This window comes from Streptomyces noursei ATCC 11455, from assembly GCF_001704275.1.
Taxonomy (GTDB): Bacteria; Actinomycetota; Actinomycetes; order Streptomycetales; family Streptomycetaceae; genus Streptomyces; species Streptomyces noursei.
Window position 1 is genome coordinate 4,637,819 of the sequence record NZ_CP011533.1, and the last position, 26,292, is coordinate 4,664,110.

Sequence of the window (26,292 nt, forward strand, 5' to 3'; positions counted from 1 at the left end):
GCCCGGCCTCTGGCCGGACGCCCCTTCCCGTTCACGGCAAGGCACCGCGGGACGGCCGCTGGCCCTCCTCTCAGCCCTCCTTGGCGAGGGCCGGGACGAAGCGGGCCGCGTCGATCGTGCCGACGCCGGTCGCCATGTCGTAGCCCTTCACCGCGGTGTAGCCGGCGACTCCCGCGTGGCTGTTGTTCGTGCCGTCCTTCACATCCACGATCCCGGTGGACGGGTTCCGCGAGGACTTCGCGGACAGCGAGTACAGCGCCTGGTGGATGTCGCCCAGCCGGTGGCCGGCGACCTGGTCGGCCAGGGCCACGATGCCCGCGAAGAGCGGACTGGCCTCGCTGGTGCCGGTGTAGACGTCCCAGCCGACCCGCTTCGGGTTGTAGCTGGAGTACACCCACGCGCCGCCGTTCAGCGCGGCGGACATCGAGACGTCGGGGGTGCCGCGGTGGGCGCCGACCATCTGCCCGACCCCGTTCTGGTACGAGGGGCGGGCGAAGACATGGGACGGGCCGCCGCCGCTCGCGCCCTCGTCGTTGTAGACACTGTCCGGCGCGATGCGGTCACCCTTGGCGTCCAGGTGCAGCTGGGTGCCGCCGACCGAGACGGCCAGCGGGTCGGAGGACGGCCAGGCGTTGACCTTGTACGGGTAGTCGGCGTTGCCGTCCGCGGTGGTGTTGGTGGCTCCGCCGTCGCCGGAGGCGGCGAGGACGGTCACCTTGTGCTCGGCCGCGTCCTTGAAGGCGTACCGCAGGTTCTCGATGCTGGAGAAGTCACCCTTGCGGAAGCCGGGGAAGGTGTTCTCCGTCGCACCGAAACTCTGGCTGATCACATCGCCCACACCGCGGTCGACGAGCGACTTCTCGGCGTCCATCATCTCTCGCAGACCGGTGGCGCCGTCCCCGTTCTGGTCGGCGCCGGACTCCACCAGCACGATGTGCGCGTCCGGGGCGACGGCATGCGCCATCTCCACGTCGAGGGTGCTCTCCCCGGCCCAGCTGACCTGGGCGGAGTTGTTGGGGTCGAAGGACGGGACGTTGCCCCACTTGACCACGTCGACATGGGTGCTCTTCATGCCGAAGCGGGCGCTGTAGACATCCAGATCATGCTGGATGGTCGGCGAGCCGAAGGAATCCACGATCACGATCGTGCGCCCCTTGCCGGTGACTCCCGCCTGGTACAGCGGGTCCAGGTGGTACGCCTGCCGGTACTGGTTCGGGGTGTAGCAGGAGATCTGCCACTTCGCCCGGCACTGCTCGGTGGTCAGCAGGCTTTGGGCCGCGTTCTCCGATTGCGCCCCGGCCGTCGCTGGCACGACCGTGACTCCCCGCCCCGCGTGCACAGGTGCGGCGACCGCGGAACCGGACAGAACCGGGGATATGAGTGCGACATTGGCGAGGGTGGTGGCCCCGGCCGCTGCGGCCACGATGCGGCGCCGCGCACGAATTCTGCGCATGGTTATTCCCCTTGCAAGGCGATACCCCCACTCAACAGTTGTGGCGATCCCACCCCGAGGCCGCGCGCAGAGCAAGCATTTCCCCCTGTGCGACTTCTCACTGATGTGTCACTTGTCACTGTTGTCCGATTCGGGACCATGTGCCCGCGCCACCCCCGAAGCCCCACCGGGCCCGCTGGAATTCGGGGCCAGGCCGCAGGCTCACCCCCAAGCCCGAACTCACCGCCCCCCAGCCACAGTTGACGTGGTTCGATCACGCCGAGGACTACGCCGAGATGAAGTGCCCCGAGGCGGCATCGGCAAAGGGCCGGGCCACACGTACCGATGCTCCAGGCTCACGTCGCGTGCCGACGGGGCCTGATCCCCGTCCACGCCTCGTCGGCACAGGCCGGTCAGCGGTGCGACGGACCTGCGCGAAGCGCGCCAGGAAAACGGATGGGCGGGGGCCCCGGATCGTTCCGGGACCCCCGCCCATCCACATGTTCGTTCACCTGCGCGGAGGCTGTGGGATTTGAACCCACGGTGACGTCGCCGCCACGACAGTTTTCAAGACTGTTCCCTTAGGCCGCTCGGGCAAGCCTCCCCGCGGCACCGGAGTGCGGTGTCGCGGGGATCAGACTAGCGCGTCACTTGTCGCCCGTGCGCTGTCCCAGGGTGACCTGGGTGGTGTGCTCCTTGCCGCCCCGCTTGAAGGTGAGGGTGACGCGGTCACCGGGCTTGTGCTGCCAGATCTCGCTGATGAGGGTCGGGCCGCTGTCGATGATGGTGTCGTCGAGCTTGGTGATGGTGTCGCCGGGCTTCAGGCCCGCCTTGTCGGCGGGGCCGCCCGCGGTCACCGCCTCGCTGCCGTTGTTGCCGGTCTGGGCGATCGTCGCGCCGTCGCCGCTCTCCCGCATGCCGACCTGGACGCCTATCTGCGGATAGACCGGCTGACCCGTCTTGATCAGGTCCTGCGCCACCCGGTTCGCCTGGTCGATGGGGATCGCGAAGCCCAGGCCGATGCTGCCGGCCTGGCCGGAGTCGCCACCCATCCCACCGCCGTTGCCGGCCGACTGGATCGCGGAGTTGATGCCGATGACGTTGCCGCCGGCGTCCAGCAGCGGACCGCCGGAGTTGCCGGGGTTTATCGACGCGTCGGTCTGCAGGGCGCTCATGTACGAGGCGCTGCTGCCGCCGCCGTCGCTGGAGGCCACCGGGCGGTCCTTGGCGCTGATGATGCCGGTGGTGACCGTGCCGGACAGGCCGAAGGGCGCGCCGATGGCGATCGTGGCGTCGCCGACCTGGACGTTGGCGGACTTGCCCAGCGGCAGCGGGTTGAGCGTGGCGCCGGCGGCGTTCTTGAGCTTGATCACGGCGACGTCGTAGCCCTGGGCGTGCCCGATGACCTCGGCGTCGTACTTCTTGCCGTTGGAGAACGTCGCGGTGAGCCGGCCGCCGTCGGCCGCGCTGGCGACCACGTGGTTGTTGGTGAGGATGTGGCCCTGCTTGTCGTAGACGAAGCCGGTGCCGGTGCCGCCGTCGCCGCTGGCGCCCTGCGCCTCGATGGTCACGACGCTGGGCAGCGCCCGCTGCGCTATCCCGGAGACGGAGGTGGGCTTGCGGTTGAGCGCCTCGGGGTCGCCGGAGGCGGAGACCGTCGTCGAGGAGCCGTCGTTGCGGCCCGCGGCCCAGTAGCCGATGCCGCCGCCGACGCCGCCCGCGACCAGCGCGGCGACCAGCACCGCGGCGATCAGGCCGCCGTTGCGCTTCTGCGGGACCGGCTGGTGCCCGGGCACCGCCCACGGGTCACCGCCGCCGGGCGGGGGCGCGCCCCAGCCACCGGCCGGACCGTGCCCGGACGCGGCATACGGGGCGGAGGGGGTGGCGGGCGGAGCCGGGTGCGCGGCCGGGGTCGGGGGGAGCGGCTGCGTCCGGTCGTGGTCGGCCGGGCCGGGGGCGGCGTCGGCGGCCTGCGGGGCGTAGTCCGGCGGCGGGGGCGCCGTGGGAGGCGCGGCCGGCGCGGTCGGGGCGTCCTGAGACCGTTCGCCGGAGGCGGGCGCGGGAGCGCTGTCCGGCTGCGGTCCGGTCGGCGACTTGACCTCCGACGGGACGCCGGCTCCCTCGTTCTCGGTGCTCACAGCTCTCTCCTCAGTCGCGTGCTTCACGGCGGGTGCCGGCCCGGGAGACCGGACCCCGGTATTCCAGCATCCGGGATCCCGCGGTACTCCAGCATCCGCGATCCCGCCGCTCCGGGCGAGTCCCGGCCGTCCCGGTGGTGGTCCCGCGGTGGTCCGGCGGCCCGCTCGGGGCCGGCCGCGCGGCTCGCCGCCCGGGCCCATCGTCCCCGCCCAGCATTCCCAAGCCTTCCGCACGGCCCGTCAGGGCACCGTAAGCCGAACCTGTGACTTATTCCCCACGTTGCAGGGCAGACGGCATTAAATGCACCATATGCGGCGATTGGGTGACATAGCGCCGACGTGACAGACGGCCGCGCCAAGCCGTGGATCTTCTCGCGGGCGGGCCGGGGACGGCGGATGGGACGATGACGCGGTGACCCACCCACGCCCCGCCGAGGACGCCCGAGCAGGTCGGCCCGCCATCGCCGTCGTCGCCCACCGCGGCGCGTCCGAGGACGCGCCGGAGCACACCCTGGCCGCCTACCGGAAGGCGATCGAGGACGGTGCGGACGCCCTGGAGTGCGATGTCCGCCTGACCGCGGACGGACATCTGGTCTGTGTCCACGACCGGCGGGTGAACCGCACGTCCAACGGGCGCGGGGCGGTCTCGGCGCTGGAGCTGTCCGACCTCGCCGCGCTGGACTTCGGCTCCTGGAAGGACGTCCTGGAGGGAAGGGGCGTACTGGAGGACGTGGCGCGGGTCGACGGCCGGCCGGTGGACGCGGGCGAGGAACCGGACTGGCAGCAGGAGAACGCCGAGCGGACGTCCGTACTGACCCTGGAGCGGCTGCTGGAGCTGGTCGCGGACGCGAACCGGCGGGTCGAGCTGGCCATCGAGACGAAGCATCCGACCCGCTGGGCCGGGCAGGTGGAGGAGCGGTTGGTCGAGCTGCTCGCCCGCTTCGGCCATACGAAACCGGCCACCCCCAACTGGACGCCGCCGGTCCGCGTCATGAGCTTCTCCGCGCGCTCCCTGCACCGCGTACGGGCCGCCGCACCGGACATCCCCGGCGTCTATCTGATGCAGTTCCTCACCCCCCGTCACCGTGACGGCCGGCTGCCGCCCGGTGTCCGCATCGCCGGCCCCGGCGTACGGATCCTCCGCGCGCACCCGGAGTACGTCGCCAGGGCACACCGGGCGGGCCACCAGGTCCATGTCTGGACGGTCAACGAAGAGGCCGACGTGGAGATGTGCCGCGACCTCGGCGTCGACGCAATCATCACGAACCGCCCCAAGCAGGTACGAAACCAACTCGGCCTTAGGTAAGGCTCATCACAGGGTGTGCACCGGCGCATTCGGCCCGTATGTGACGGTGTCGAGTGCGTCACTGCGTGCCGGTTGGCCGGTTTCCGGTCCAGTCCATTGGGGCATCCATCCCGTGGCGTGGGGCAAAGGAGGTCTCGGGGGTGGCGTTGGTGGTGGCACAAGAGGTGCCGACGTCGTCGATCATGGCCGTACCCCATGGTCCAGCGGGTGTCGGCATGGCCAGGCGGCGCATGCGAGAAGAGCTGTCGGCAAGGGGAGTTCAGGACAGCGTCGTCGATGACGCGATCCTGGTCCTGTCGGAACTACTGAGCAATGCGTGTCGCCATGCGCGTCCGATATACGAGGACCGCTCGCCGGATTCCGTGTCGTCGGGCTCCCTGTCGTCGGATCCCGCGGCGGGCCGCGCGTCCGATGGTGCGTCAGGCGGGGCGCGGCAGTCCGTCTCCGGCGGCCCCTTCGCCGCCGTGCGCGCCTCCTGGCGCATCGACGGTCAGGGCCGACTGATCATCGCGGTCACCGACGGCGGCGGCCCGACCCGCCCGATTCCGGCCACGCCGTCCGTCACCGCCCGCGGCGGCCGCGGGCTGGCCATCATCCGCTCGCTCGCCAAGGACTGGGGCGTCCGCGACACCGTGCCCGGCGAGGTGACGGTCTGGGCCGCACTCTCCCTTCAAGGCGCGTTCGCTACGCGCGTGGATCTGACGGCCGACCTGACGGCCGAGTTGGCGACCGACCGGACGCCCGAGCTGGCCGCCGGCCGTCCGCTCTCGCTGCGGAAGGGCCCGCGCACCGGCACCGTCCGCCCGGCCCGGACCGGCCGCGGCCCGGCCCGGGGCACGCCGGGCCTGGCCTTCGCGGAACTCGACGAGTTGCCGTAGCGGAGGGAGCGGCCCCCCGCCCCCGCACACTCGCCCTGACGTACTCGCGACGCTTACGGCGCTGTTGGTGGCGCCCCGGGCACCGGTCTCCTTTAGGCTCGCGCCGGAACGCGTCCGTACGACCAGGAACCACCAGGAGACACCGTCGCCATGGCCAAGAAGCGCCGTCCCCAGCCCCGCGCCGCAGCAGTACAGATCAAGGACGGCGAGGTGCCGGTGGTCGGCGCCCGCGAGCCCTGTCCGTGTGGTTCCGGCCGCCGCTACAAGGCGTGCCACGGCCGGCAGGCCGCACACGCCGCCACCGAACTGGTGCGGCGCCCGTTCGAGGGGCTGCCCGGCGAGTGCGACTGGGTGGCGCTGCGCGAGCTGGTGCCCGCCGCCACCGCGCCGTTGACGCTCAAGGGCGGCCTGCCCGAGGGCGTCCCGTCGGTGACGCTGGCGACCGTGCTCCCGATGGCCTGGCCCGCGCTGCGCCGGGACAACGGCGCGGTGCTGCTCGGGCTGCAGAACGACACCGCGTCCGGCGACATCAGCCGGGACCTCGCCGACACCCTCCAGCGGGCGCTGGTGACCGAGCCCGGCCACCCGGTCGTCGCCGGGCGGGCCCCCGTCGACGGGCCGCGCCTACAGGATCTGCTGGACCTGAACGCACCTTTTGAGCCGACCGTCCACACCGGCTTCGAGTTCTGGGTGGAGAACGCCGAGAACGCCACCGGCGAGGTCGCCGCCTCCCTGGAGCGGGCCAACGCCGCGGCCATCCCGACCGCCCGGATTCCCGGCCTGGAGGGCGCGTACTGGTGCGAGGCCCCGGAGAAGAACCACCTGCGCTGGGTCACCGCGCACCCCGAGGAGCAGCTGCTCGACGCGCTCGCCCGGCTGCACGCCGCCGGCACCTCCTCGTTGGTCGAAGGCACCCGGCTGGTGGGCTCGTTCCGGGCGCACGGCCTGATCGTCCCGGTGTGGGACCTGCCGTCCTCGATGGGCGCCGACGAGATCGCCGAGCCGGCCGCCGCCTTCCAGGAGCGGCTGGCCAAGGCGCTCGCCACGGACACCCCGCTGACCGCCGAGGAGCGCCGGGCCCGCGGCGGGCTCACCAACCGTCAGATCACCCTGAGCTGACCGCCCGCCCGAATCGCCCGCAGACGTGACGCCCGTCACAAGATCCGCGGCAACTCCGGGTACGTGCCGATAAATACGCGTCCGGAATTCCACGATCGAATTTGCGAACCGCCGATCTCTTGTTACGGTTCTAAGAGCCCGGTCGCTGGTGCATCCCCCGTCGCCAGCGACCGGGCGCTTCCATGTCCGGACGCGGTCCGTCCGACGTCGCCCCGCCGCCCCGTCGCAGCCGGGCCCTCATCTCCCCGAACTCCCGCCGCCCGGCGTCCAGTTGCCGCTGGAGCGCAGCAGCAGCCGCTCCCCCGCCGCGTCGGTGAACTCCGCCACCGCGCCGTACGGCAGCCGTGCCCCGCCCACCGTCGGGCCGTCCGGCGTCTCGCACTCGCCCGGCGCCCCGTCCGCCGGCACCGCGCACTCCGTCTGGACGCTCCGGCCGTCCGGGCGCAGCAACGTCAACGCGGCGCGCAGCGGGTCACCCGTGGAGTTCCGGAAGAAGGTGCGCGCCCAGGTGCGGCCGCCCTCGGTGAGCACACAGGTCTGGGCCGTGATCCCTTCCTGGGAGGTGAGTTCGGGGCCGCAGTGGGTGGCGCGGGGCGCGGGGGCGGCGGAGGCGGTGCGCCCGGCACCGGGGAGGAGCGGGAGGGCGAGGCCGGTGAGCGGGTCGGTGACCGTGCCGGCGGGTGCCCTCGGGGCATCGGGGGCGTCCGGCGCCCCCGGCGGGAGGAGGGAGTCCGCCGGGCCGGCCGTCGCGGCGGCCAGAGGAACGGCGAGGGCGAGCACGGCGGTGCCGGCGAGCCCGGTCAGGCGGAGAATCCGCGCACGCTGCATGGGACCCACTTGCGAGAGTTACGAGGAATGCGGGAGGGGGGAGAAATGCCGGGGAAGCACCGTTCGCGGCCTGGCGGACGGTGTGCCGAACCTATCGGGCGCCGGGGGTGACACCGGGTGCCCGCGCACGCGATTCCTGTAGATATCGGGACAGCTCATACCCTTACGGGTGAACCGGATATGCGCGCTTTCCGGCCACCCGTCGTCGTCCGCGAGCAGCGGCTCAGTAGGCGAGCCGGCTGCCGCCGTCGGGGGTGCTGGTGCTCGCCGTCACCAGCGCGTCGACGATCGTGGCCACCTTCGGCAGCCAGGGCGCGGCCCGACTGGTCGCCGGCGGGCGCTCCCAACGGACCTTGCCGGCGCCGGTCGGGGACGGCGGCAGGACGAGGTAGCCGCCCTCGCCGTGGAACCGCAGCGAGCTGGGCACCCAGTCCTGGGAGCTGAGCAGCTCGCCCAACTCCGGCAGCCCGTACGGCGATACGAGCAGCGACCAGCGGGTCGGGGTGGCCACCACGGGGCCGGTGCGGACGCCGAAGTGGTCCAGCGCGGCCAGCGCGCGGGCGCCCGCGACGGCCGGCAGGCTCACCGCGCACGGCGCCCGGCCACCGGTCGCCAGGACGATCGGCGCGTCCGGACGGTTGGTCCACCACCAGCGGACCATACGGGCGTCGGTGGTCGCCGCCAGCAGTCCGGGGTCGAAGGGGTGGGCACCCGGCACCACGCAGTCGGCGTCGGGGCAGTTGCAGCGGCGGGGCGCCCGCTCGCCGAGGCCGAGCCGACCGCCGGCCGGCTGTCGGCCGGCTGGCCGCAGTCCGACGCCCGGGAGGACGGGCCACTGCCACTCGGTGGCGCAATGGAGCGCCGCACCGAGCAGCGCCGACCTCCCGCTGCGCCGGAACAGGGGCTTGCGTCGCCTTCCGAGGATCTCGCGCATGAGCGCTCGTTCCTTTCCGTTACACCGAGGGCTGGTCCGTCACGTCCTTCGCACTGCATGCCGATGCGCTGGGACATCGTTGGTGCATGCCGTTCGCAACTGCGGTTGTACTGCTCCGGGCTGGTGCGGGGTGGTGCTGCGGTCCGGTCGTGCAGTCGTGGCCGGCCTGGTGGTGCGACCCGGAGGTCCTTCGCGCTCGATCACCACACACGGCGCTCTGGTCACCGCGTGTACGAGGCAGCGCATCACGCCGTACACCGGGCGTGGAACGTGGCGGAGGGTGGCGCGCGCATGGCGCTTGCGCTTCCGGTGGTGCCATCCCGCCACTGGGGAGTGCGTCGCGGTGGTCGCCGTATAGGACGCCGGTGCCGGCCGGAGAGTTCCGGTGCGGCCCCAACTACCCCCGCACCTATCCGAGTACGTACCCGCCACGGTGGATATGACGCGCTGCTGATCGCCGCCAGCAGACCTCAAATTGACGCCCGGGGGGCTGTTTTCAGGCCAATCTACAGACCTCGCTGACACCACAAACCCCAAGGGGACAGTGCTGGACATCACATCACTGGTGCGTGTACATGTGGAGGCATTGATAGCGGAGCAGCATGACATGGGGGTTTGCGATGCTATTGAGGAAATTGAGCGGACAGCCGTACCGCACAACATCACTCAACAAAACGCCGCACTCCCTGCCACATCGCGGCCTGACCTGGGGATTTGCCGGGCGCGACGTGGGTTGTCGGCCATGAGCGCCCCGCACCTCCCGAAAGTGGCTGGAATCGAACCAGCGCTTCCCGCTCCCGCGCACACTACCGACCCGCGCGCGACACCCGCTTCCGCCGAATCCGCCTCCGAAACCACCGCTGACGACCCGTCCGGCGCCGCCGACCTCTCCACCGTGGACCGGATCGCCGCCGTCCAGGACCGGCTGGCCGGCTGGATCTCCGACCTCAGCACCCTGCACGACCTCACCGAACAGCTCGCCCGCACCCGCACCTTGGAGGACGCGCTCCGCGAACTGCTGCGGGCCGGCGCCTTCCTCGTCGGCGCCCGCCGCGGGCTGGTCGTCCTGGCGCCCCAGGACGGACTCGGCCCGGAGACCACCGTCGGCCTGGGCCTGGGCCACGCCGAGATCGGCCACATCGAGACCGTGCCGCGCCGCGCCCTGTCGTACGCACGGATACTGGACGGCCTCCCCGAGCCCGGCGCGGGCGACGACGCCGAGGCCCGTACCGAGATCGCCGAGCCGGACATCCCCGGGGAGAAGGACCTCGACCCCCGCCTGCGCGAGGTCGCCGCCCGCCTCGGCTACGCCGCCAGTTACGCCGTACCGCTCACCGCCGGCCCGGTCGGCCGGCTCGGCGCCGCGGTCTGGCTCTACGACGAACCGGCCGAGCCCGGCGACCGCCGGCGCCACCTCGTCGGCCTCTACCGTGCGCACGCCGCCGAGCACCTCGCACGACTCCTCGAACTCCACCGCAGCCGGCAGGCCGCCCGCACCCTCCGCGAAGAACTGCTGCCCAGCCGGCTGCCGCGGATCCCCGGCGTCCGGCTCGCGGTGCGGCACGCCGCCGGGCCGCGCGGCGGCGGCGACTGGTACGACGCGCTGCCACTGCCGGACGGCGCGCTGGGCCTGGCCGTGGGCTCGGTCACCGGGGCCGGGCCGAGCGCGGTGGCCGCCATGGGACGGCTGCGGGCCTCGCTGCGCGCGTACGCCGTCATGGAGGGCGAGGACCCGGTCGCGGTCCTCTCCGACCTCGAACTGCTGATGCGGCTGACCGAGCCGGCCCGCAGCGCCACCGCGCTGTTCGCCTTCACCGAGCGGCCGTCGGGCGAGTCCGGCGGGCCCGGCGGGGCCGGCGGGGCCCCGATGCCGGCCGGGATCGGGGGGCCGGCGCCGCGCAAGATGATGCTGGCCGGCGCCGGCCACTGTCCGCCGCTGGTCCTCGGCGATCTGCGGGCGGAGTTCGTGGAGACCTCGCTCTCCGCGCCGCTGGGCATGCTGGCCTGCTGGGAGGCGCCCAGCGTGGAGATCGAACCGGCCTGCGGCGAGACCGTGCTCCTCTACAGCGACGGGCTGCTGCACCGCACCGGCGAGCCGATGGACCGGGCCTTCGCCCGTCTGCACTCCGCGGCGGCCGGCGTCCCCCGGGCCAGTCGGCACGACCCGGAGGCGGTGGTGGACCACATCGTGCGGGCCATGCTGCCGCAGGGCCTGGACGACCCCGCCTCCGAGGAGGACGTGGTCCTGCTCGCGGCGTACTTCGAGGAGTAGCGGCATAGCACTTCGACGAACAGCGGCATAGCGGAGTAGCGCCTGTAACGGCGTAACCGCAGGTCACAGGGGGTGGGTGCGGCGGCACCCACCCCCTTTCCCCGTGCTCCCGGACAGCTCGTGGCCACCGACCCCTGGACCGATTCCCGCTCGCACTTACGATGGAATGCGGTTCAGTCTGAAAAGCCTTAAAAGGAGGCATGGTGACCGACGAGCTGACTCCGGAGACCCCGGACGAGGAAGAGCAGCCGATCAAGCAGCGCAAGAACGGCCTGTACCCGGGCGTTTCGGATGAGCTCGCCGAGAACATGAAGAGCGGCTGGGCCGACACCGAGCTGCACGACCTGGAGCCGATCGAGCAGGCGCCGCACGCCGCCCGTCGCCGCGCCGCGCTCTCCGCGCGCTTCCCCGGCGAGCGCCTGGTGGTCCCCGCGGGCCTGCTGAAGACCCGCTCCAACGACACCGAGTACTCCTTCCGGGCCGCGACCGAGTACGTCTACCTCACCGGTGACCAGACCGACGGCAGCGTGCTCGTCCTGGAGCCCCGCGACACCCCGGCCGACGGCCACGACGCCACGCTCTACCGCCTGCCCCGCTCCAACCGCGAGAACGGCGAGTTCTGGCTGAACGGGATGGGCGAGCTGTGGGTCGGCCGCCGCAACAGCCTCGACGAGTCCGCGGCGCTGCTCGGCGTCCCCTGCAAGGACGTCCGCGAGCTGTCCGAGCTGCTCAAGGAGGCCACCGGCCCGGTCCGGGTCGTCCGCGGCCACGACGCGACCATCGAGCAGGCGCTGCACGACAAGGTCACCGCGGAGCGGGACGAAGAGCTGCGGGTGTACCTCTCCGAGGCCCGCCTGGTGAAGGACGACTTCGAGGTCGCCGAGCTGCAGAAGGCCGTCGACTCGACGGCGCGCGGCTTCGAGGACGTGGTCAAGGTCCTGGACAAGGCCGAGGCGACCAGCGAGCGCTACATCGAGGGCACCTTCTTCCTGCGCGCCCGGGTCGAGGGCAACGACGTCGGCTACGGCTCCATCTGCGCCGCCGGCCCGCACGCCACCACCCTGCACTGGGTCCGCAACGACGGCGCGGTCCGCTCCGGCGACCTGCTGCTGCTGGACGCGGGCGTGGAGACCACCACGCTCTACACCGCCGACGTCACCCGCACCCTGCCGATCAACGGCCGCTACACCGACTTCCAGCGCAAGATCTACGACGCGGTGTACGAGGCCCAGGAGGCCGGCATCGCGGCGGTGAAGCCGGGCGCCGCGTTCCGTGACTTCCACGACGCCGCCCAGCGGGTGCTCGCCGCGAAGCTGGTGGAGTGGGGCCTGGTCGAGGGACCGGTGGAGCGCGTCCTGGAGCTGGGGCTGCAGCGCCGCTGGACCCTGCACGGCACCGGCCACATGCTCGGCCTGGACGTCCACGACTGCGCCGCGGCGCGCACCGACAGCTACGTCAACGGCACCCTGGAGCCCGGCATGGTGCTGACCGTCGAGCCCGGCCTGTACTTCCAGGCGGACGACCTGACGGTGCCCGAGGAGTACCGCGGCATCGGTGTCCGGATCGAGGACGACATCCTGGTGACGGAGAGCGGCAACCGCAATCTGTCGGCGGCGCTGCCGCGCCGGTCGGACGAGGTCGAGGCATGGATGGCGGGGCTGCTCGGCAAGTAGGCCCCGACGCGTGACCGGCGCGCCGGGGCGGGTGGCTCAGTCCGCCCGCCCCAGCGCGCCGGCGTCTTCCGCGCCGCCGCTCCGCCCGCCACCCCCGGTGCCGTACGCACCGGCGCGGGCCGCGGCCCAGACGGCGAGGGCGGCCGACTCGGCGAGCGCGGGCTCCACGGGGCGACGGGCGATCAGGATCTGGTAGTAGAAGGGCGCGCCGAGCGCCGCCATCACGGCCTTGGGGTCGGTGTCCTCGGGCAGTTCGCCGCGCTCGACGGCGCGCACCACCATCGCCCCGGCGAGGACCAGCCGCTCGTCGAAGAAGTCCCGCAGCGCGGTCGCGGCCTGGGGGTCGCGGGCCGCGGCGGCGACCACCGCCTCGATCAGGCCGCGGGCCCGGGCGGCCCCGTAGAACCGCGCTATGCCGTGGGCCAGCGCCCGCAGGTCGCCGGGGAGGGTGCCGGTGTCCGGCAGCGGCACCCCACTGCTCATGTCGGTCAGCAGCTCGCAGACGATCTTGTCGACGCTGCGCCAGCGGCGGTAGAGCGTCGCGAGGTGCACCCCGGAGCGCTGGGCGACCCGCTCCATGGTCAGCGTGGCGAAGCCGTCCTCGCCCAACTCCTCGAAGACGGCGTCCAGTACGGCTCGGCGGGTGCGTGCCGTACGTCCTCCGGGGCGGGTCTCGCCCGGGGCCTGGTGCGCGGTCGTCACAGCGGCTCCGTTGCGGGGGTCGAGGTGCGGATCGCAGCGCGGATTGCAGTGCGGGTTCTGGCCAAGTATTGTCCAGGACAGATTAACGCGAGCTACTTCGCGTTAATCGTGGTGCCGCGCTGGTCTCGCTGGAAGAGGGGACGCCGCGGGGGAGGTCCTCCCACCGCGAGACCGCGCAGCCCACCTTTTCAAGGCCGAATTCCGGCCATTTTTGCGGCCTTTCCCGCTCTCCCGACTTGCCCGATCCGGCCCGGTCCGTCATCCCGTCGGCTGCGCTCGGTACAGCTCCGCTCACGCCCCGGCGTCGCCCCGTCCGCCCGCGGGCCGGAACGACGGCCGGACCCGCTCAGCGCAGCCCGTGCCTGCGGGCCACCATCCGCTCCACCGCCGCGTCGGGCAGCAGCCGCCGCAGCAGGAAGACCGCGGGGGCGTTGCTGCCGACCGCGTAGTGCGGCCGGGGCCGGGCCGCCTCGACCGCCTTCAGGACGGTGGCGGCGACCTTCTCCGGCGGGATGCCGCGCGCCTCGTTGGCGTCGAGGGCGGCCAGCATCGTCCGGTACTCGTCCGCGAACGGCGAGCCGTCGGCCACGTAGTGGGTGCGCCGGGCGCTGATGCCGGTGGCGATCGAGCCCGGCTCGACGGTGCTGAGCGCCACGCCGTGGGGCGCGAACTCCCGCCGGGCGGCGTCCGCGAAGCCCTTGAGCGCGGCCTTGGAGGCCACATAGGAGGAGCGGTAGGCGAGCGGGAAGCTGGCCAGCATGGAGCCGATCATCACCACCCGGCCGTGGCCGCGCTCCCGCATCCCGGGCAGGACGAGCTGGGTGAGCCGCACGGCGCCGAAGACGTTCAACTGGAAGAGCCGGCGGACCGCGGCCATCGGGAGCTCTTCGAAGGGGCCGTTCTGGCTCTCGCCGGCGTTGTTGACCAGCACGTCGACCGGGCCCGCGGCGGCGGCGCACGCCTCGATGCCCGCGTCGTCCGCCAGGTCGAGCGGGAGGTACTCGACGCCGGGCAGCGGCGCGGCGACCGCCGAGGGGTCACGGCTGGTCCCCAGGACGCGGTGGCCGCGGGCGACGAGCGCCGCGGCCACCGCGGCGCCGATGCCGGAGGAGGCGCCGGTCACCAGCGCGGTGCGCCCGCGCCCGCTGCCGCCGCCGGTCGCCGGGCCGGTCACGCCAGGCTCCGGGCCAGCGCCCGCCCGGCCGCGCGGCCGGAGAAGATGCAGCCGCCCAGGAAGGTGCCCTCCAGGGCGTTGTAGCCGTGCACCCCGCCACCGCCGAAGCCGGCGACCTCCCCGGCCGCGTACAGCCCGTCGAAGGGCGTGCCGTCCGGCCGGACCACCTGCGAGTCCAAGGTGGTCTCCAGGCCGCCCAGCGTCTTACGGGTCAGCAGGTGCAGCCGGACCGCGATCAGCGGGCCGTGCGCCGGGTCGAGCAGCCGGTGCGGCTTGGCGACCCGGGTCAGCTTGTCCGGCCAGTACGCGCGGGCGTTGCGCACCGCCATCAGCTGGAGGTCCTTGGAGTAGGGGTGGGCCACCGCCCGGTCGCGGGCCACCACTTCCCGTTCGACCGTCGCGTAGTCGAGGGGGGTCGACGGCTCCAGCGCGTTCATTCCGGCGACCAGTTCGCGCAGCGTGCGCCGGACGACGAAGTCCTCCCCGCGGTCCAGGAACGCCTGGACCGGGCCGGGCGCGCCCTTCTTCACCCGTGCCAGCGCGAGCTTGAGGTCCTTGCCGGTGATGTCCGGGTTCTGCTCCGAGCCGGAGAGCGCGAACTCCTTCTCCACGATGGAACGGGTCAGGAGGAACCAGGTGTGGTCGTGTCCGGTGTGCACGATGTGGCGCAGGGTGGCCAGGGTGTCGTGGCCGGGGAAGAGCGGCGCGGGCAGCCGCCGGCCGGTGGCGTCCAGCCACAGCGACGACGGGCCGGGGATGATCCGGATCGCGTGGTCGGGCCAGATCGGGTCCCAGTTCTTGATGCCCTCGGTGTAGTGCCACATCCGGTCGCGGTTGACCAGCGAGCCGCCGGCCCGTTCGGTGATCTGGAGCATCCGCCCGTCCACGTAGGCGGGCACGCCGGTGATCATCGACTTGGGGGCCGGGCCGAGCCGGTCCACCGGCCAGTTCCCGCGGACCAGTTCCTGATTGCCGCCGATGCCGCCGGAGGTCACCACCACCGCCTGCGCCCGGAACGCGAACTCGCCCGCCGCCTCGCGCGCCGAGGCCACCCCGCGCGGAAGGTCCGAGGGCACCAGCGTGGTGCCGCGCACCCCGACCGCCGCGCCGTCCTCCACGATCAGTTCGTCGACCCGGTGCCGGTGCCGGAAGACCACCAGCCCGCGCTCGGCCGCGGCCCGCACCGGCTCGGCGAAGACCCGGACGACCTCCGGGCCGGTGCCCCAGGTGAGGTGGAAGCGGGGGACGGAGTTGCCGTGCCCGGTCGCCAGGCCGGCGCCGCGCTCGGCCCAGCCGACGGTGGGGGTCAGCCGCAGCCCGAGGTCGTACAGGTAGCGACGCTTCTCGCCGGCGGCGAAGTGCACGTACGCCTGCGCCCACTGCCGGGGCCAGTGGTCCTCGCGGTCCCGGTCGAAGCCGGCCGAATCCAGCCAGTCGGACAGCGCGAGTTCGGGCGAGTCCTTGATGCCGGCCCGCCGCTGCTCGGGGCTGTCGACCAGGAACAGCCCGCCCAGCGACCAGAACGCCTGGCCGCCGAGGTTGGCCTCGCTCTCCTGGTCGACGACGAGCACCCGGCGCCCCGCACGGGTGAGTTCGTAGGTGGCGACCAGCCCGGCCAGCCCGGCTCCTACGACGATGACGTCGGCGTCGTCGCTCATACGGCCACCTCGTTGCGCTCGCTCATGGGGAGCTCCTCTACGGTCCCGCGGCGGCCGTCGACACCCGACAGCCTTGTCGCGTCCATGCCCGTAACAACCGATACAGGAACGTATCCGATGCGCCGGTGCCGCAACAAGGACCGCCGGAGGCCGATCGCCGGCCGGCCGCCCCGGTGCGCCTCGTCCGCACCGCTGCGGGACACCTCGGGGACCGGCTTCTACTATGACGTGGACATCTGAGTGGACGTACTCCGTCATCGCCACCGCCGGCAGCGGCCCGGCCGGGCGTCCGGAGCGAACAGGGGGACCTGTCGTGGGCTTCATGGACCGCGTACGCGGCGAATTCATCGACATCATCGAGTGGACCGACGACAGTCGGGACACGATCGTCTGGCGCTTCCCGCGCTACGAGAACGAGATCAAGATGGGCGCCAAGCTCATCGTGCGCGAGTCGCAGGTCGCCGTCTTCGTCAACCAGGGCCGGATCGCGGACGTCTTCGCGCCGGGCATGCACGAGCTGCAGACGGGGAACCTGCCGATCCTGTCCACGCTCCAGGGCTGGAAGTACGGCTTCCACTCGCCGTTCAAGGCGGAGGTCTACTTCGTCACCACCCGGCAGTTCACGGACCTGAAGTGGGGCACGCAGAACCCGGTCACGGTGCGGGACCCGGAGTTCGGCATGGTGCGGCTGCGGGCGTTCGGCGGCTACGCGGCGCGGGTGTCCGACCCCGCCAGGCTGATCACCGAACTCGCCGGCACCGACCCGCAGTTCCGCACCGAAGAGGTCGAGGAGTACCTGCGGCAGCTGATCGTGGGACGGCTCGGCACGCTGCTGGCCAGCTCGGGCATCCCCATGCTCGACCTCGCCGCGCGCCAGGCCGAGCTCGGCGACCGGCTGGCCAAGGGGCTGACCGACGAGCTGGCGGCGTCGCACGGCATCGCGATCCCGAAGTTCATCATCGAGAACATCTCGCTGCCGCCCGAGGTCGAGCAGGCCATCGACGCCCGCAGCCGCATGGGCATCCTCGGCAACGTCGACAACTACGCCCGCCTCCAGGCGGCGGACGCGATCCGGGACGCGGCGAACAACCCCGGCGGCGCCGGCGAGGGCATGGGTCTGGGGCTCGGCATGGCCGTCGGCCAGCAGATGGCGCAGGCGTTCACGCCCCAGCAGAACCAGCAGCAGGCGCCCGCCGCGCCGGCCCCCGGCGGCGCGGCCGTTCCGCCGCCGCTGCCCGGCCAGCAGCAGTACCAGTGGTACGTGGCCGTGGACGGGCAGCAGCAGGGCCCCTACGACCACGCGACGTTCACCGGGCACATCGGTTCGGGTGCGATCCGGCCCGGCATGCTCGCCTGGCGGGAGGGCATGGGGGCATGGCAGCCGGTGGAGAACGTGCCGGAGCTCGCCCAGCACTTCCGCGCCACCCCGCCGCCGCTGCCGCCGCAGGCGTGACCCACCGCCAGGAGGCCGTGACCCCATGAGCTACCAGCCGTACCAGCCGCAGCAGCCCTACCCACCTCAGCAGCCCTACCCGCAACAGCCCTACCCCCAGCAGGCACCGCAACCGCCCTACCAGCAGCAGCCGTACCCGCAGCAGGCGCCGCAGCAGCCCTATCCGCAGCAGCCGCAACAGCCGTACCAGCAGCCGGCGCAGCAGTACCCGCCGCAGCAGCCCCAGCAGTACCAACAGCCGCCGCAGCCACAGCAGTCGCAGCCCCCACAGCCGCCGGCGCAGCAACAGCCCCCGCAGCAGTCCGAGCAGCAGCAGCCGCAGTCCTACGCCTGCCCGAGCTGTGGTTCCACCGCCGAGTACGCCCCCGGCAAGAACGCGCTGCGCTGCCCGAACTGCGGCTTCGAGCAGCCCATCGCCCCCGTCAACCGCGAGGTGCGGGAGCACGCCTGGGAGGAGCTGGCGACGCTGGCTCCCAAGCCGATGGCGGCCGGCGGGCACGTCCTGAAGTGCCCCGGCTGCGGCGCGACCAACGAGACCACCGCGCTCTCCGGCCGCTGCCAGTTCTGCGCCACGCCCCTGGTCGCCTCGGCCGCCACCGACCGGATCGTCCCCGAGGGCCTGGTGCCGTTCCGGGTGAACAAGCGGGACGTGCACGACAACCTGCGCAAGTGGGCCCGCTCGCGCTGGTTCGCGCCGAACAACCTCAAGACGGTGAGCTCGGCGGAGACCCTGCACGGGACGTATGTGCCGCACTGGACGTACGACGCCGCGACCGCGTCCGCCTACCACGGCGAACGCGGCGAGGAGTACACGGTCGGGAGCGGGGACGACAAGGAGACCAAGGTCCGCTGGTACCGCGTCAACGGCACGGTCCAGCGGTTCTTCGACGACATCCTCGTCCCCGGTGTCGGACACCTCCCGTCCGACAAGCTCACCGCCCTGGAGCCCTGGCCGCTGAAGCAGGCGGTGGCGTACCAGGAGGAGTACCTGGCCGGCTTCCGGACCCTGCGGTACGACATCGAGCCGGAGTCGGGCTTCCAGACCGCCCAGGACAAGATGTCCAAGGTGATCGAGGAGGACTGCAAGCGGGACATCGGCGGCGACCGCCAGCGGGTGCACTCGGTCGACACCAACTACGGGTCGGTGACGTACAAGCTCCTGCTGCTCCCGGTGTGGTTCGCCTCGTACGTCTACAACGGCAAGCAGTGGCAGGTCATGGTCAACGCCGAGACCGGCGAGGTGACCGGCGACCGCCCCTACAGCCCCTGGAAGATCGCCTTCTTCATCCTCATCGTGGCGGTGGTGGCGACGCTCGCCCTCGTCCTGGGCAGGCACCACCACTGACGGGACGCCCCGTCCGACCCGCCGGCCGTGCCCCGAAGGGAGCGCGGCCGGCACGGCCGCCCTCGGGAGGCAGACGGGAACTCCCGGCCTACGACGCCAGCGGCAGCGCCGCCCCCTCGCGCCACTTGAGGATCTTGTCGAAGCTGACCACCGCGCCGGCCCGGCCGGTGCGGTTGCGGTACTGGACGTGGTCGGTGAGCGCCTCGATCAGAAAAAGCCCCCGGCCGTCCTCGGCGTCGCCGGGGGCCTGCGCGGGGGCGGGGACGGAGACCGGCGGCAGCGCGCGGTCCGCGGCGGTATGCGGCGGGGCGGGGCGGCGGAAGCCGGGGCCGGAGTCGGTGACCTCGATGCGACAGGTGTCGCCGTCGATGTAGGCGGTGACGCGGTAGTCGTCGGTGGCGTCGCCGCCGTGCTCGACGGCGTTGGCACAGGCTTCGGAGAGGGCGACCGAGAGGTCGTAGCAGATGTCCGGGTCGACGCCGGCGGTCTCCATCGCCCCCAGCAGCAGGCGCCGGGCGAGCGGCACACTCGCGGCCTCACGCCGCAGATGGAGGGACCACCAGATGCTCATCGCTCCTGCCTCCTGGCCGCGGCTCGACATACCGATACCTATTGCCGGGCCGCAAGGTCGGTAAGCATCTCCGGGACGTGATGCCGCTCATTCGGCGGATGCGAAAAGTGAGCGCACAGGTGTAGGCGTGGTACCGGGTATGCGCCTCCGCGCGCCCGGTCCGGGACTCCGAACGCCCCTGGCGGGCGCCCCCGTGAGCCCGTCGCGCCGTAGCCGGGTGAAACCCTGCCGTACGCGGCGAACAGGGGCAGTGGGATGATGGCGCCCGCCATGACTGCCCCCTCCGTCCCCACAGCGCGAGCAGCCGCCGATCTGCGGCTGCTCCGGGCCGCGGTGTTCACCGCGGTCTGCGTCACGCTGTCCGCGGCCGGACACATGGCCGCGTCGTGGGCGACGGTGCCGCTGTGGACGCTCGGGCTCGCCGCGGTCGCGGTGTTCGCGGTGGCGGCCCCACTGGCCGGCCGGGAGCGCTCGCTGCCCGGTATCGCGGCCGGACTGGCGGTCGGCCAACTCGCGCTGCACGCGCTCTTCGCCATGGGTCAGCACCCGATGCCGGTGCTGTCCGGGCGGACGTCCGGTCTCTCCGACGAGGCGGCGGTGGCGCTGGCCCGGCACCTGACGTGCGGGCTGGACGGCGTCCGGCTCGACGGCGGCACGGCGCGGCGGCTGATCGGCCCCGGCGGGATGGACCTGGCCGGCAACGCCGGGCTGACCGGAGGGGCCGGCGGGCACGCGATGAGCGATGCCGGCGTCCCGATGATGTCGCACTGCCTGGCACCGTCGGTGCCCATGCTGCTCGGGCACCTGCTGGCCGCGCTGGGCCTGGGCTGGCTGCTGCGGCGCGGCGAGGCCGCCCTGTGGCGGCTGGTGCGGCTGTCCGCGCCGGCGGCGCACGAGGTCGCGGCGCGGGCGCTGGTCGGCGCGGTGCGCCGGTCGCTCGCGCTGGTCCGGGTGCTGCTCGCGGCCCTCGGCGCGGCGCAGGAGGAGGGGCGGCGCGCCCGCTCGGCGCAGGAGGACGGGCCCGGTCCGCAGGGTCCGGCGCTCCGGCACAGCGTCATACGGCGCGGCCCGCCGGTGGCCGGCCGTCTCGGCCGCCTGGCCATCGCGGTCTGACGCCACGCGCAGCACGCTCCCGGAGTCGAACGGGGGACGGACGGCGGCGCGCGGCGGCAGCGTGCGCCGGGGTCGGGCCGGGCCACACCGTCACCCGCAGTCGTCCCCCTCCTCTCCCAGTGGAGCGTTTCCCCATGACCAATAAGTCCGGTATGTCAGAGATTTCGGGCGGAGCGTCATCCTCCGCCGTGTCCGTCGCGCCGTCGTCGGGCGCGGCCCGTCGGCTGGTCCGCCGGCTCCCCGTCGTCGGCGGGATCGCCGCCGGCAGCGTGCTGCTGCTGGCCGGCCCGGCCTTCGCGCACGTCACCGTGCAGCCGGGCACCGCCCCCAAGGGCGGCTACGCCACCGTCAACATCAAGGTGCCCAACGAGCGCGACAACGCCTCGACCGTGAAGGTCGAGGTCTCCCTGCCGACCGACCACCCGCTGGCGTCCGTCATGCCGCAGCCGGTGCCCGGTTGGAAGGTGGACGTCACCAAGTCCAAGCTCGCCAAGCCCCTGGAGATGGAGGGCGAGAAGATCAACGAGGCGCCCTCGAAGATCACCTGGACCGCGGACGGCAAGGGCATCGAGCCCGGCCAGTTCCAGCAGTTCCCGCTCTCCGTGGGCCAGCTGCCCAGCGACACCGACCAGCTGGTCTTCAAGGCCCTCCAGACGTACGACGACAAGGAAGTCGTGCGCTGGATCGAGCCGGCCAAGGAGGGCGGCCCGGAGCCGGAGAGCCCGGCCCCGGTGCTCAAGCTCGTCTCGGCCGACGCCCAGGGCACCGGCCAGGGCCCGGCCGACGGCAAGAACGGCAAGAACGGCGCCAAGGACGGCAGCACGGACACCGCGGCGGCCACCAGCGACACCACCGCGCGGGTGCTGGCCGTCGGCGGGATCGTCGTCGGCATCGTCGGCGTCGCCGTCGGCGTGCTCGCCGGCCGGCGCCGCAACGCCTGATCCGCCCCCGCCGCCGGGCGCGGCCGGACCGGCGCACCCCACGCACCGGTCCGGCACCCTTCGGCACGACCCTCCCGACGCACGCCGCCCACGGGCGTCGGGCCGCCAGAACACCCCGACCCCACCGGCCCCGAGCCATGGAAAGACCGGTACACATCCGTCATGCGTAGAAGAAAACTGCTGCTGTCCGCCCTGGGGGCGGCGACCGCCCTCGGCCTCACCCTGACCGCCTGCGGCAGCGGCGACGGCGACAAGGCCGTCGCCGAGGTCTCCGGCGGGACGGCGGCCAAGCCGATCGTCACCCTCGACAGCCCGTCGGAGAAGCCGGACCTCACCCTGACCGACACCGACGGCAAGTCCTACGACCTGCTGGAGAAGACCAAGGGCCACCCGACCCTGATCTACTTCGGCTACACCAACTGCCCGGACGTCTGCCCGACGACGATGGCCAACATCGCGGTGGCCGTGAAGCAGTTGCCGCAGGCCGAACGCGACGACCTGCGGGTGGTCTTCGTGACCTCCGACCCCGAGCGCGACACGCCGGCCCAGCTCAAGAAGTGGCTCGGCGGCATCAACAAGGACTTCATCGGGCTCACCGGCCCGTTCAACAAGATCCAGCAGGCCGCCCGGGGCGTGAACATCGGCATCGAGGCCCCGGTCAAGAAGAAGAACGGCGACGTGGTCTCCACCCACGGCGCCCAGGTCCTGCTGAGCTCCCCCAAGGACGACAAGATCCACTGGATGGGGATGCAGGAGGCCACCTCCGACAACTACACCGCCGCACTTCCGAAGATCATCAAGGGACAGAACCCGTGAACCGCCGCACCACCCCCCTCGCCCCCGTCAGCCGCCGAATAGCCGTCGGCGCCGCGCTCGCCCTCACCGCCGGCCTCGCCCTCACGGGCTGCGGCGGCGCGGACGGCAAGCCCCAGCTCTCGGTCAGCGGCGCCTACATGCCGCAGCCGATCACGGCGCAGATGGCCGGCGCCTACTTCGTGGTCAAGAACACCGGCTCCACGGCCGACAAGCTGACCTCGGTCACCAGCGACCTGTCCAAGGACATCACCATCCACAAGACCACCGGCAACAAGATGGAGCAGGTCGACTCCCTGCCGGTGCCCGCCAACGGGGAGCTCACGCTCAGCGCCGGCGGCAACCACGTGATGTTCATGGGCCTGACCCACAAGCCCACCGCGGGCCAGAAGGTCACCGTCGAACTGCACTTCGCCACCGCCGACCCGGTCAAGGTCGAGGTCCCGGTGAAGCCCGCCGACTACCGGCCGGGGAAGTGACGGCCGCGGCAGCACCGACGACATGACGCGACGGGCCCCCGAGCGGGCCCGGTGAAGGAACGGACACCTCATGGCAACGGGAAGGGGAGCGAGCATCATGGCCCTCACCGGCTTCCGGCCACGGCGGCTGCTGGTCGTCCTGGCGGTGCTGTGCGGCGTGTTGGCCGCGGGCATCGCACCGGCCGCCGCCCACGCCGCACTGACCGGCAGCGATCCCGCGCCGGGCTCGGTGGTGGCACACGCCCCCGAGCAGGTCGCGCTCACCTTCTCCGAGGGCGTGGCGATGGGCGACGACTCGCTGCGCGTCCTGGACCCGCAGGGCAGGCGGGTGGACCGCGGCAAGCTGCGCGACCTGTGCAGCGGCAGCGTCGTCAAATACGGGGCGGGGCTGCCGCCGGGGCTCGCCGACGGGACGTACACCGTCGCCTGGCAGGCCGTCTCGGCGGACAGCCACCCGGTGTCCGGTGCCTTCACGTTCTCCATCGGGGCGCCGTCCAAGACCGCCGCCGCCGTCCCGCAGCAGCAGGTCGGCGGCGGCCTGGTGGGCGCCCTCTACGAGATCGCCCGCTACCTCGCCTACGCCGGGTTCGTGCTGTTGGCCGGCGGCGCGGCGTTCGTGCTGGCGTGCCGGCCGGACGGCGCCCGGGTGCGGTCGGTGCAGCGGCTGGTGGTCCACGGCTGGGCGCTGCTGACCGGCGCCACGCTGGCGATGCTGCTGCTGCGCACCCCGTACACCGGCTCCGGGAAGCTCGCCGACGTCTTCGACCTCGGCGGGCTCCAGCAGGTGGTGCTGTCCAAGCCGGGGGCCGCGCTGCTCGCCCGTCTGCTGCTGCTCGCCGCCGCGGCGCTGTTCGTGGCGGTGCTCTTCGGGGCGTACGCCCGGGCCCACCGGCCGGAGGACGACGGGCCGGACGGCGACGGGCCGGACGGCGACGACACGACGGGCGCGGGCAAGCAGCGCAGGGACCTCACGCTCGGCCTCGCCGTCGGCGGGGTGGCCCTCGCCGCCGGGCTCGCCACCACCTGGGCGATCGCCGAGCACGCCTCGACCGGGTTGCAGCCCGCCGTCGCCATGCCCGTCGACGTCCTGCACCTGCTCGCGGTCGCCGCCTGGCTCGGCGGGCTGGCGGCCCTGCTGGTGTCCCTCTACGGGGGCCCGCCGATCGAGCGGACCGCCGTCCGCCGCTTCTCCCGGATCGCCTTCGGCTCCGTCCTGGTGCTGGTCGCCACCGGCACCTACCAGTCCTGGCGCCAGGTCGGCTCCTGGCGCGCGCTGACCGACACCTCCTACGGGCAGCTGCTGCTGGTCAAGGTGGGCCTGGTCGTGGTCATGGTGGCCGTCGCGGGGCTGTCACGGCGGTGGACGAACCGGCTGGCGGCCACCGCCACCACCGACACCGCCGCCGCCGTGGCCGTCCCCGCCGCCGTCCCCGCCGCCGGAGCGGACGCCGAGGCCGAGGCCGACTCGGCCCGCCCCGGCGCCCCGACCGCCCCCGCCGACCCGGACCGGGCCGCCCAACTCGCCCGCCAGCAGGCCGCGTTGGCCACCGCCCGCAAGAAGCGGGCCCGGGACGCCGACCCGGTGCGACGGAGCTTGCGGCAGTCCGTGCTGACCGAGGCCGCGATCGCGGTGGTGCTGCTCGTGGTCACCACCGCCCTGACCACCACCGAACCGGCCCGCACCGAGGAGGCCGTGAAGGTCGCCACGGCCGGTCAGTCCCCCGACGCCAACCAGCCGCGGGTGCTGACCGTCCCGTTCGACACCGGCGGCCCGGGCGGCAAGGGCAGCGCCCGGATCGACCTCGACCCCGGACACAGCGGCGGCGGCAACGAGCTGCGACTGCGGATCTCCGACCCCTCGGGGAAGACCCGGGACGTCCCCGAGGTGAAGGTCTCCTTCACACTCGACGCCAAGAAGCTGGGGCCGCTCCCGGTCGCGCTGCACCACAGCGGGACCGGCCACTGGGCCGCGAGCGGCGTCCAGCTCCCCGTCCCGGGGCAGTGGCAGCTCTCACTGCTCGTGCGGACCTCCGACATCGACCAGGTGACCGAGACCAGGAACGTGACAATCAACTGATGAGCAAGCAGCAGGACATCACGGACGCGGCGACGGACGGGCCCCCCGCCGAGGGCGGCGCCACCCTGGAACTCTCCCGCCGCCGCCTCCTGGGGACCGTCGGCGCGGCCGGCGCGGCCGGGCTGGTCGTCGGCGGGGCCGGCGGCGCGCTCGGCGCCTCGGCCGCGCAGGCCGACGCCCCTCAGGCGCTGAGCGCGATCGGGACGACCGAGGTCCCGTTCCGGGCGGCGGGCGCCAAGCACCAGGCGGGCATCACCACGCCGTTGCAGGCCAGCGGCCACCTCGTCGCCTTCGATCTGGTGCCCGGCGCCGGCCGCAAGGAGGCCGCCGCGCTGCTGCGCCGCTGGTCGCGGACGGCCGAGAAGCTGATGGCCGGGCGCGCCCCGGACGCCGACACCGGCGTGGCACTGGACGCCGGCCCGTCCTCGCTGACCGTCACCTTCGGCCTGGGCCGCAGCTTCTTCGACCGGACCGGCCTGACCGCGCGCCGCCCGGTCCAGCTCGACCCGCTGCCCACCTTCTCCGCCGACGCCCTCGACCCCCACCGCGGCGAAGGCGACCTGTGGGTCCAGATCGGCGCCGACGACGCGCTGGTCGCCTTCCACGCGCTGCGCACGCTCCAGAAGGAGACGGCGGGGGCCGCCCGGCTGCGCTGGCAGATGAACGGCTTCAACCGCACCCCGGGCGCCACCGCGCACCCGATGACCGCCCGCAACCTGATGGGCCAGGTCGACGGCACCAACAACCCCAAGCCGTCCGACCCGGACTTCGACCGGCGGATCTTCGTCGGCGCGGACACCGCGCAGGAGTGGATGCGCGGCGGCTCGTACGCGGTGGTGCGCCGGATCCGGATGCTGCTGGACGACTGGGAGAAGCGTTCCCGCACCCAGCAGGAGCGGGTGATAGGACGGCGCAAGGACAACGGCGCCCCGCTGACCGGCGGCACCGAGACCACCCCGATGAACCTCGACGCCACCGGCCCCGACGGGCTCCCGGTGATCCCCGCCAACGCGCACGCCCGGATCGCCGCCCCCGAGGCCAACCAGGGCGCGGCGATGCTGCGCCGCCCGTTCTCCTACCACGACGGCTTCCGCGAGGACGGCGCCCCGGACGCCGGGCTGCTCTTCGTCTGCTGGCAGGCCGACCCGCTGCGCGCGTTCACCCAGATCCAGCGGAAGCTGGACCGCGGCGACGCGCTCTCGCCGTTCCTGCGGCACGAGGCCAGCGGCCTGTACGCGGTGCCACCGGCCCCGTCGTCCGGCGACTACGTGGCCCAGCCGCTGTTGGAGGGCTGACCCGGCCCGGGCGGGGGACCACTCTTCGGAACGCGTCCGCCCGCCCCCGGGCCGCTCGGTATCGTGGCAGGGGCAGGGCGGAAGACGGCGG

At 73.0% G+C, this 26,292-nt stretch carries 22 protein-coding genes and 1 tRNA gene; 13 read left to right on the forward strand and 10 right to left on the reverse strand.

Annotation, left to right across the window (positions count from 1 at the left end):
- Window positions 1-70 precede the first annotated feature (70 nt).
- From SNOUR_RS19515 to SNOUR_RS19525, 3 genes are all read right to left on the reverse strand, one after another.
- Window positions 71-1,453, reverse strand: coding sequence for a S53 family peptidase (locus SNOUR_RS19515; protein WP_067348881.1), 1,383 nt, complete (start codon window positions 1,451-1,453; stop codon window positions 71-73).
- A 496-nt stretch (window positions 1,454-1,949) separates the two neighbouring features.
- A tRNA-Ser gene (locus tag SNOUR_RS19520) sits at window positions 1,950-2,036 on the reverse strand.
- 43 nt (window positions 2,037-2,079) lie between these two features.
- Complete coding sequence (locus SNOUR_RS19525) at window positions 2,080-3,570, reverse strand: S1C family serine protease (protein WP_067348883.1); 1,491 nt, start codon at window positions 3,568-3,570, stop codon at window positions 2,080-2,082.
- A gap of 412 nt (window positions 3,571-3,982) precedes the next feature.
- Between SNOUR_RS19525 and SNOUR_RS19530 the strand changes: the two genes are divergently transcribed.
- Window positions 3,983-4,876: a glycerophosphodiester phosphodiesterase gene (locus SNOUR_RS19530; protein ID WP_067348885.1), complete on the forward strand. Its 894-nt coding sequence runs from the start codon at window positions 3,983-3,985 to the stop codon at window positions 4,874-4,876.
- A gap of 58 nt (window positions 4,877-4,934) precedes the next feature.
- Here SNOUR_RS19530 and SNOUR_RS48400 read toward each other — a convergent pair whose 3' ends face one another.
- Entirely contained in the window at window positions 4,935-5,060 is a 126-nt protein-coding gene (locus SNOUR_RS48400) for a hypothetical protein (protein WP_312636285.1), read from the reverse strand.
- Between SNOUR_RS48400 and SNOUR_RS19540 the strand changes: the two genes are divergently transcribed.
- Window positions 5,017-5,754 carry an ATP-binding protein gene (locus SNOUR_RS19540; protein ID WP_312632807.1) on the forward strand — a complete coding sequence of 246 codons (738 nt, stop codon included), beginning with the start codon at window positions 5,017-5,019 and terminating at the stop codon, window positions 5,752-5,754. The two genes, SNOUR_RS48400 and SNOUR_RS19540, sit on opposite strands and share 44 nt — an antisense overlap.
- Before the next feature lie 150 nt (window positions 5,755-5,904).
- Entirely contained in the window at window positions 5,905-6,873 is a 969-nt protein-coding gene (locus SNOUR_RS19545; protein WP_067348888.1) for a DUF5926 family protein, read from the forward strand.
- A gap of 237 nt (window positions 6,874-7,110) precedes the next feature.
- Here the strand turns inward: SNOUR_RS19545 and SNOUR_RS19550 are convergent, their stop codons facing one another.
- Window positions 7,111-7,701 carry a hypothetical protein gene (locus SNOUR_RS19550; RefSeq protein WP_067348890.1) on the reverse strand — a complete coding sequence of 197 codons (591 nt, stop codon included), beginning with the start codon at window positions 7,699-7,701 and terminating at the stop codon, window positions 7,111-7,113.
- A gap of 223 nt (window positions 7,702-7,924) precedes the next feature.
- Complete coding sequence (locus SNOUR_RS19555; protein ID WP_067348892.1) at window positions 7,925-8,635, reverse strand: bifunctional DNA primase/polymerase; 711 nt, start codon at window positions 8,633-8,635, stop codon at window positions 7,925-7,927.
- 742 nt (window positions 8,636-9,377) lie between these two features.
- Between SNOUR_RS19555 and SNOUR_RS19560 the strand changes: the two genes are divergently transcribed.
- A complete protein-coding gene (locus SNOUR_RS19560) occupies window positions 9,378-10,907 on the forward strand; it encodes a PP2C family protein-serine/threonine phosphatase (RefSeq protein ID WP_079142781.1) in 1,530 nt (509 codons plus the stop codon).
- A gap of 203 nt (window positions 10,908-11,110) precedes the next feature.
- Window positions 11,111-12,580 carry an aminopeptidase P family protein gene (locus SNOUR_RS19565; protein ID WP_067358533.1) on the forward strand — a complete coding sequence of 490 codons (1,470 nt, stop codon included), beginning with the start codon at window positions 11,111-11,113 and terminating at the stop codon, window positions 12,578-12,580.
- 36 nt (window positions 12,581-12,616) lie between these two features.
- Here the strand turns inward: SNOUR_RS19565 and SNOUR_RS19570 are convergent, their stop codons facing one another.
- From SNOUR_RS19570 to SNOUR_RS19580, 3 genes are all read right to left on the reverse strand, one after another.
- Window positions 12,617-13,282, reverse strand: coding sequence for a TetR/AcrR family transcriptional regulator (locus SNOUR_RS19570; protein ID WP_067348896.1), 666 nt, complete (start codon window positions 13,280-13,282; stop codon window positions 12,617-12,619).
- Window positions 13,283-13,628: 346 nt separating this feature from the next.
- Window positions 13,629-14,456 carry an SDR family oxidoreductase gene (locus SNOUR_RS19575; RefSeq protein ID WP_067348899.1) on the reverse strand — a complete coding sequence of 276 codons (828 nt, stop codon included), beginning with the start codon at window positions 14,454-14,456 and terminating at the stop codon, window positions 13,629-13,631.
- Window positions 14,453-16,114 carry an FAD-binding dehydrogenase gene (locus SNOUR_RS19580; protein ID WP_067348901.1) on the reverse strand — a complete coding sequence of 554 codons (1,662 nt, stop codon included), beginning with the start codon at window positions 16,112-16,114 and terminating at the stop codon, window positions 14,453-14,455. The genes SNOUR_RS19575 and SNOUR_RS19580 overlap by 4 nt, the downstream gene beginning before the upstream one ends.
- Before the next feature lie 223 nt (window positions 16,115-16,337).
- Between SNOUR_RS19580 and SNOUR_RS19585 the strand changes: the two genes are divergently transcribed.
- Together SNOUR_RS19585 and SNOUR_RS19590 are read left to right on the forward strand one after the other, a co-directional pair.
- On the forward strand, window positions 16,338-17,567 hold the full coding sequence (locus SNOUR_RS19585) for an SPFH domain-containing protein (protein WP_376738532.1): 1,230 nt from the start codon (window positions 16,338-16,340) through the stop codon (window positions 17,565-17,567).
- 25 nt (window positions 17,568-17,592) lie between these two features.
- Window positions 17,593-18,912: a TFIIB-type zinc ribbon-containing protein gene (locus SNOUR_RS19590; protein WP_312632813.1), complete on the forward strand. Its 1,320-nt coding sequence runs from the start codon at window positions 17,593-17,595 to the stop codon at window positions 18,910-18,912.
- A gap of 88 nt (window positions 18,913-19,000) precedes the next feature.
- Here SNOUR_RS19590 and SNOUR_RS19595 read toward each other — a convergent pair whose 3' ends face one another.
- A complete protein-coding gene (locus SNOUR_RS19595) occupies window positions 19,001-19,483 on the reverse strand; it encodes an ATP-binding protein (RefSeq protein ID WP_067348907.1) in 483 nt (160 codons plus the stop codon).
- Window positions 19,484-19,753: 270 nt separating this feature from the next.
- On the opposite strand from SNOUR_RS19595, the gene SNOUR_RS19600 reads away from it, so the two are divergent.
- From SNOUR_RS19600 to efeB, 6 genes are all read left to right on the forward strand, one after another.
- A complete protein-coding gene (locus tag SNOUR_RS19600) occupies window positions 19,754-20,596 on the forward strand; it encodes a hypothetical protein (RefSeq protein ID WP_067348910.1) in 843 nt (280 codons plus the stop codon).
- A gap of 134 nt (window positions 20,597-20,730) precedes the next feature.
- On the forward strand, window positions 20,731-21,537 hold the full coding sequence (locus SNOUR_RS19605) for a YcnI family copper-binding membrane protein (RefSeq protein WP_174717881.1): 807 nt from the start codon (window positions 20,731-20,733) through the stop codon (window positions 21,535-21,537).
- 162 nt (window positions 21,538-21,699) lie between these two features.
- The gene (locus SNOUR_RS19610) at window positions 21,700-22,353 is read left to right on the forward strand and encodes an SCO family protein (protein ID WP_067348911.1); all 654 of its coding nucleotides are present in this window, start codon (window positions 21,700-21,702) and stop codon (window positions 22,351-22,353) included.
- On the forward strand, window positions 22,350-22,829 hold the full coding sequence (locus tag SNOUR_RS19615; protein ID WP_067348914.1) for a copper chaperone PCu(A)C: 480 nt from the start codon (window positions 22,350-22,352) through the stop codon (window positions 22,827-22,829). Before SNOUR_RS19610 ends, SNOUR_RS19615 begins: the two co-directional genes overlap by 4 nt.
- Window positions 22,830-22,926: 97 nt before the next feature.
- Entirely contained in the window at window positions 22,927-24,906 is a 1,980-nt protein-coding gene (locus tag SNOUR_RS19620) for a copper resistance CopC/CopD family protein (protein ID WP_067348916.1), read from the forward strand.
- A complete protein-coding gene (gene efeB, locus SNOUR_RS19625) occupies window positions 24,906-26,201 on the forward strand; it encodes an iron uptake transporter deferrochelatase/peroxidase subunit (protein WP_312632816.1) in 1,296 nt (431 codons plus the stop codon). Before SNOUR_RS19620 ends, efeB begins: the two co-directional genes overlap by 1 nt.
- Window positions 26,202-26,292: the final 91 nt, after the last annotated feature.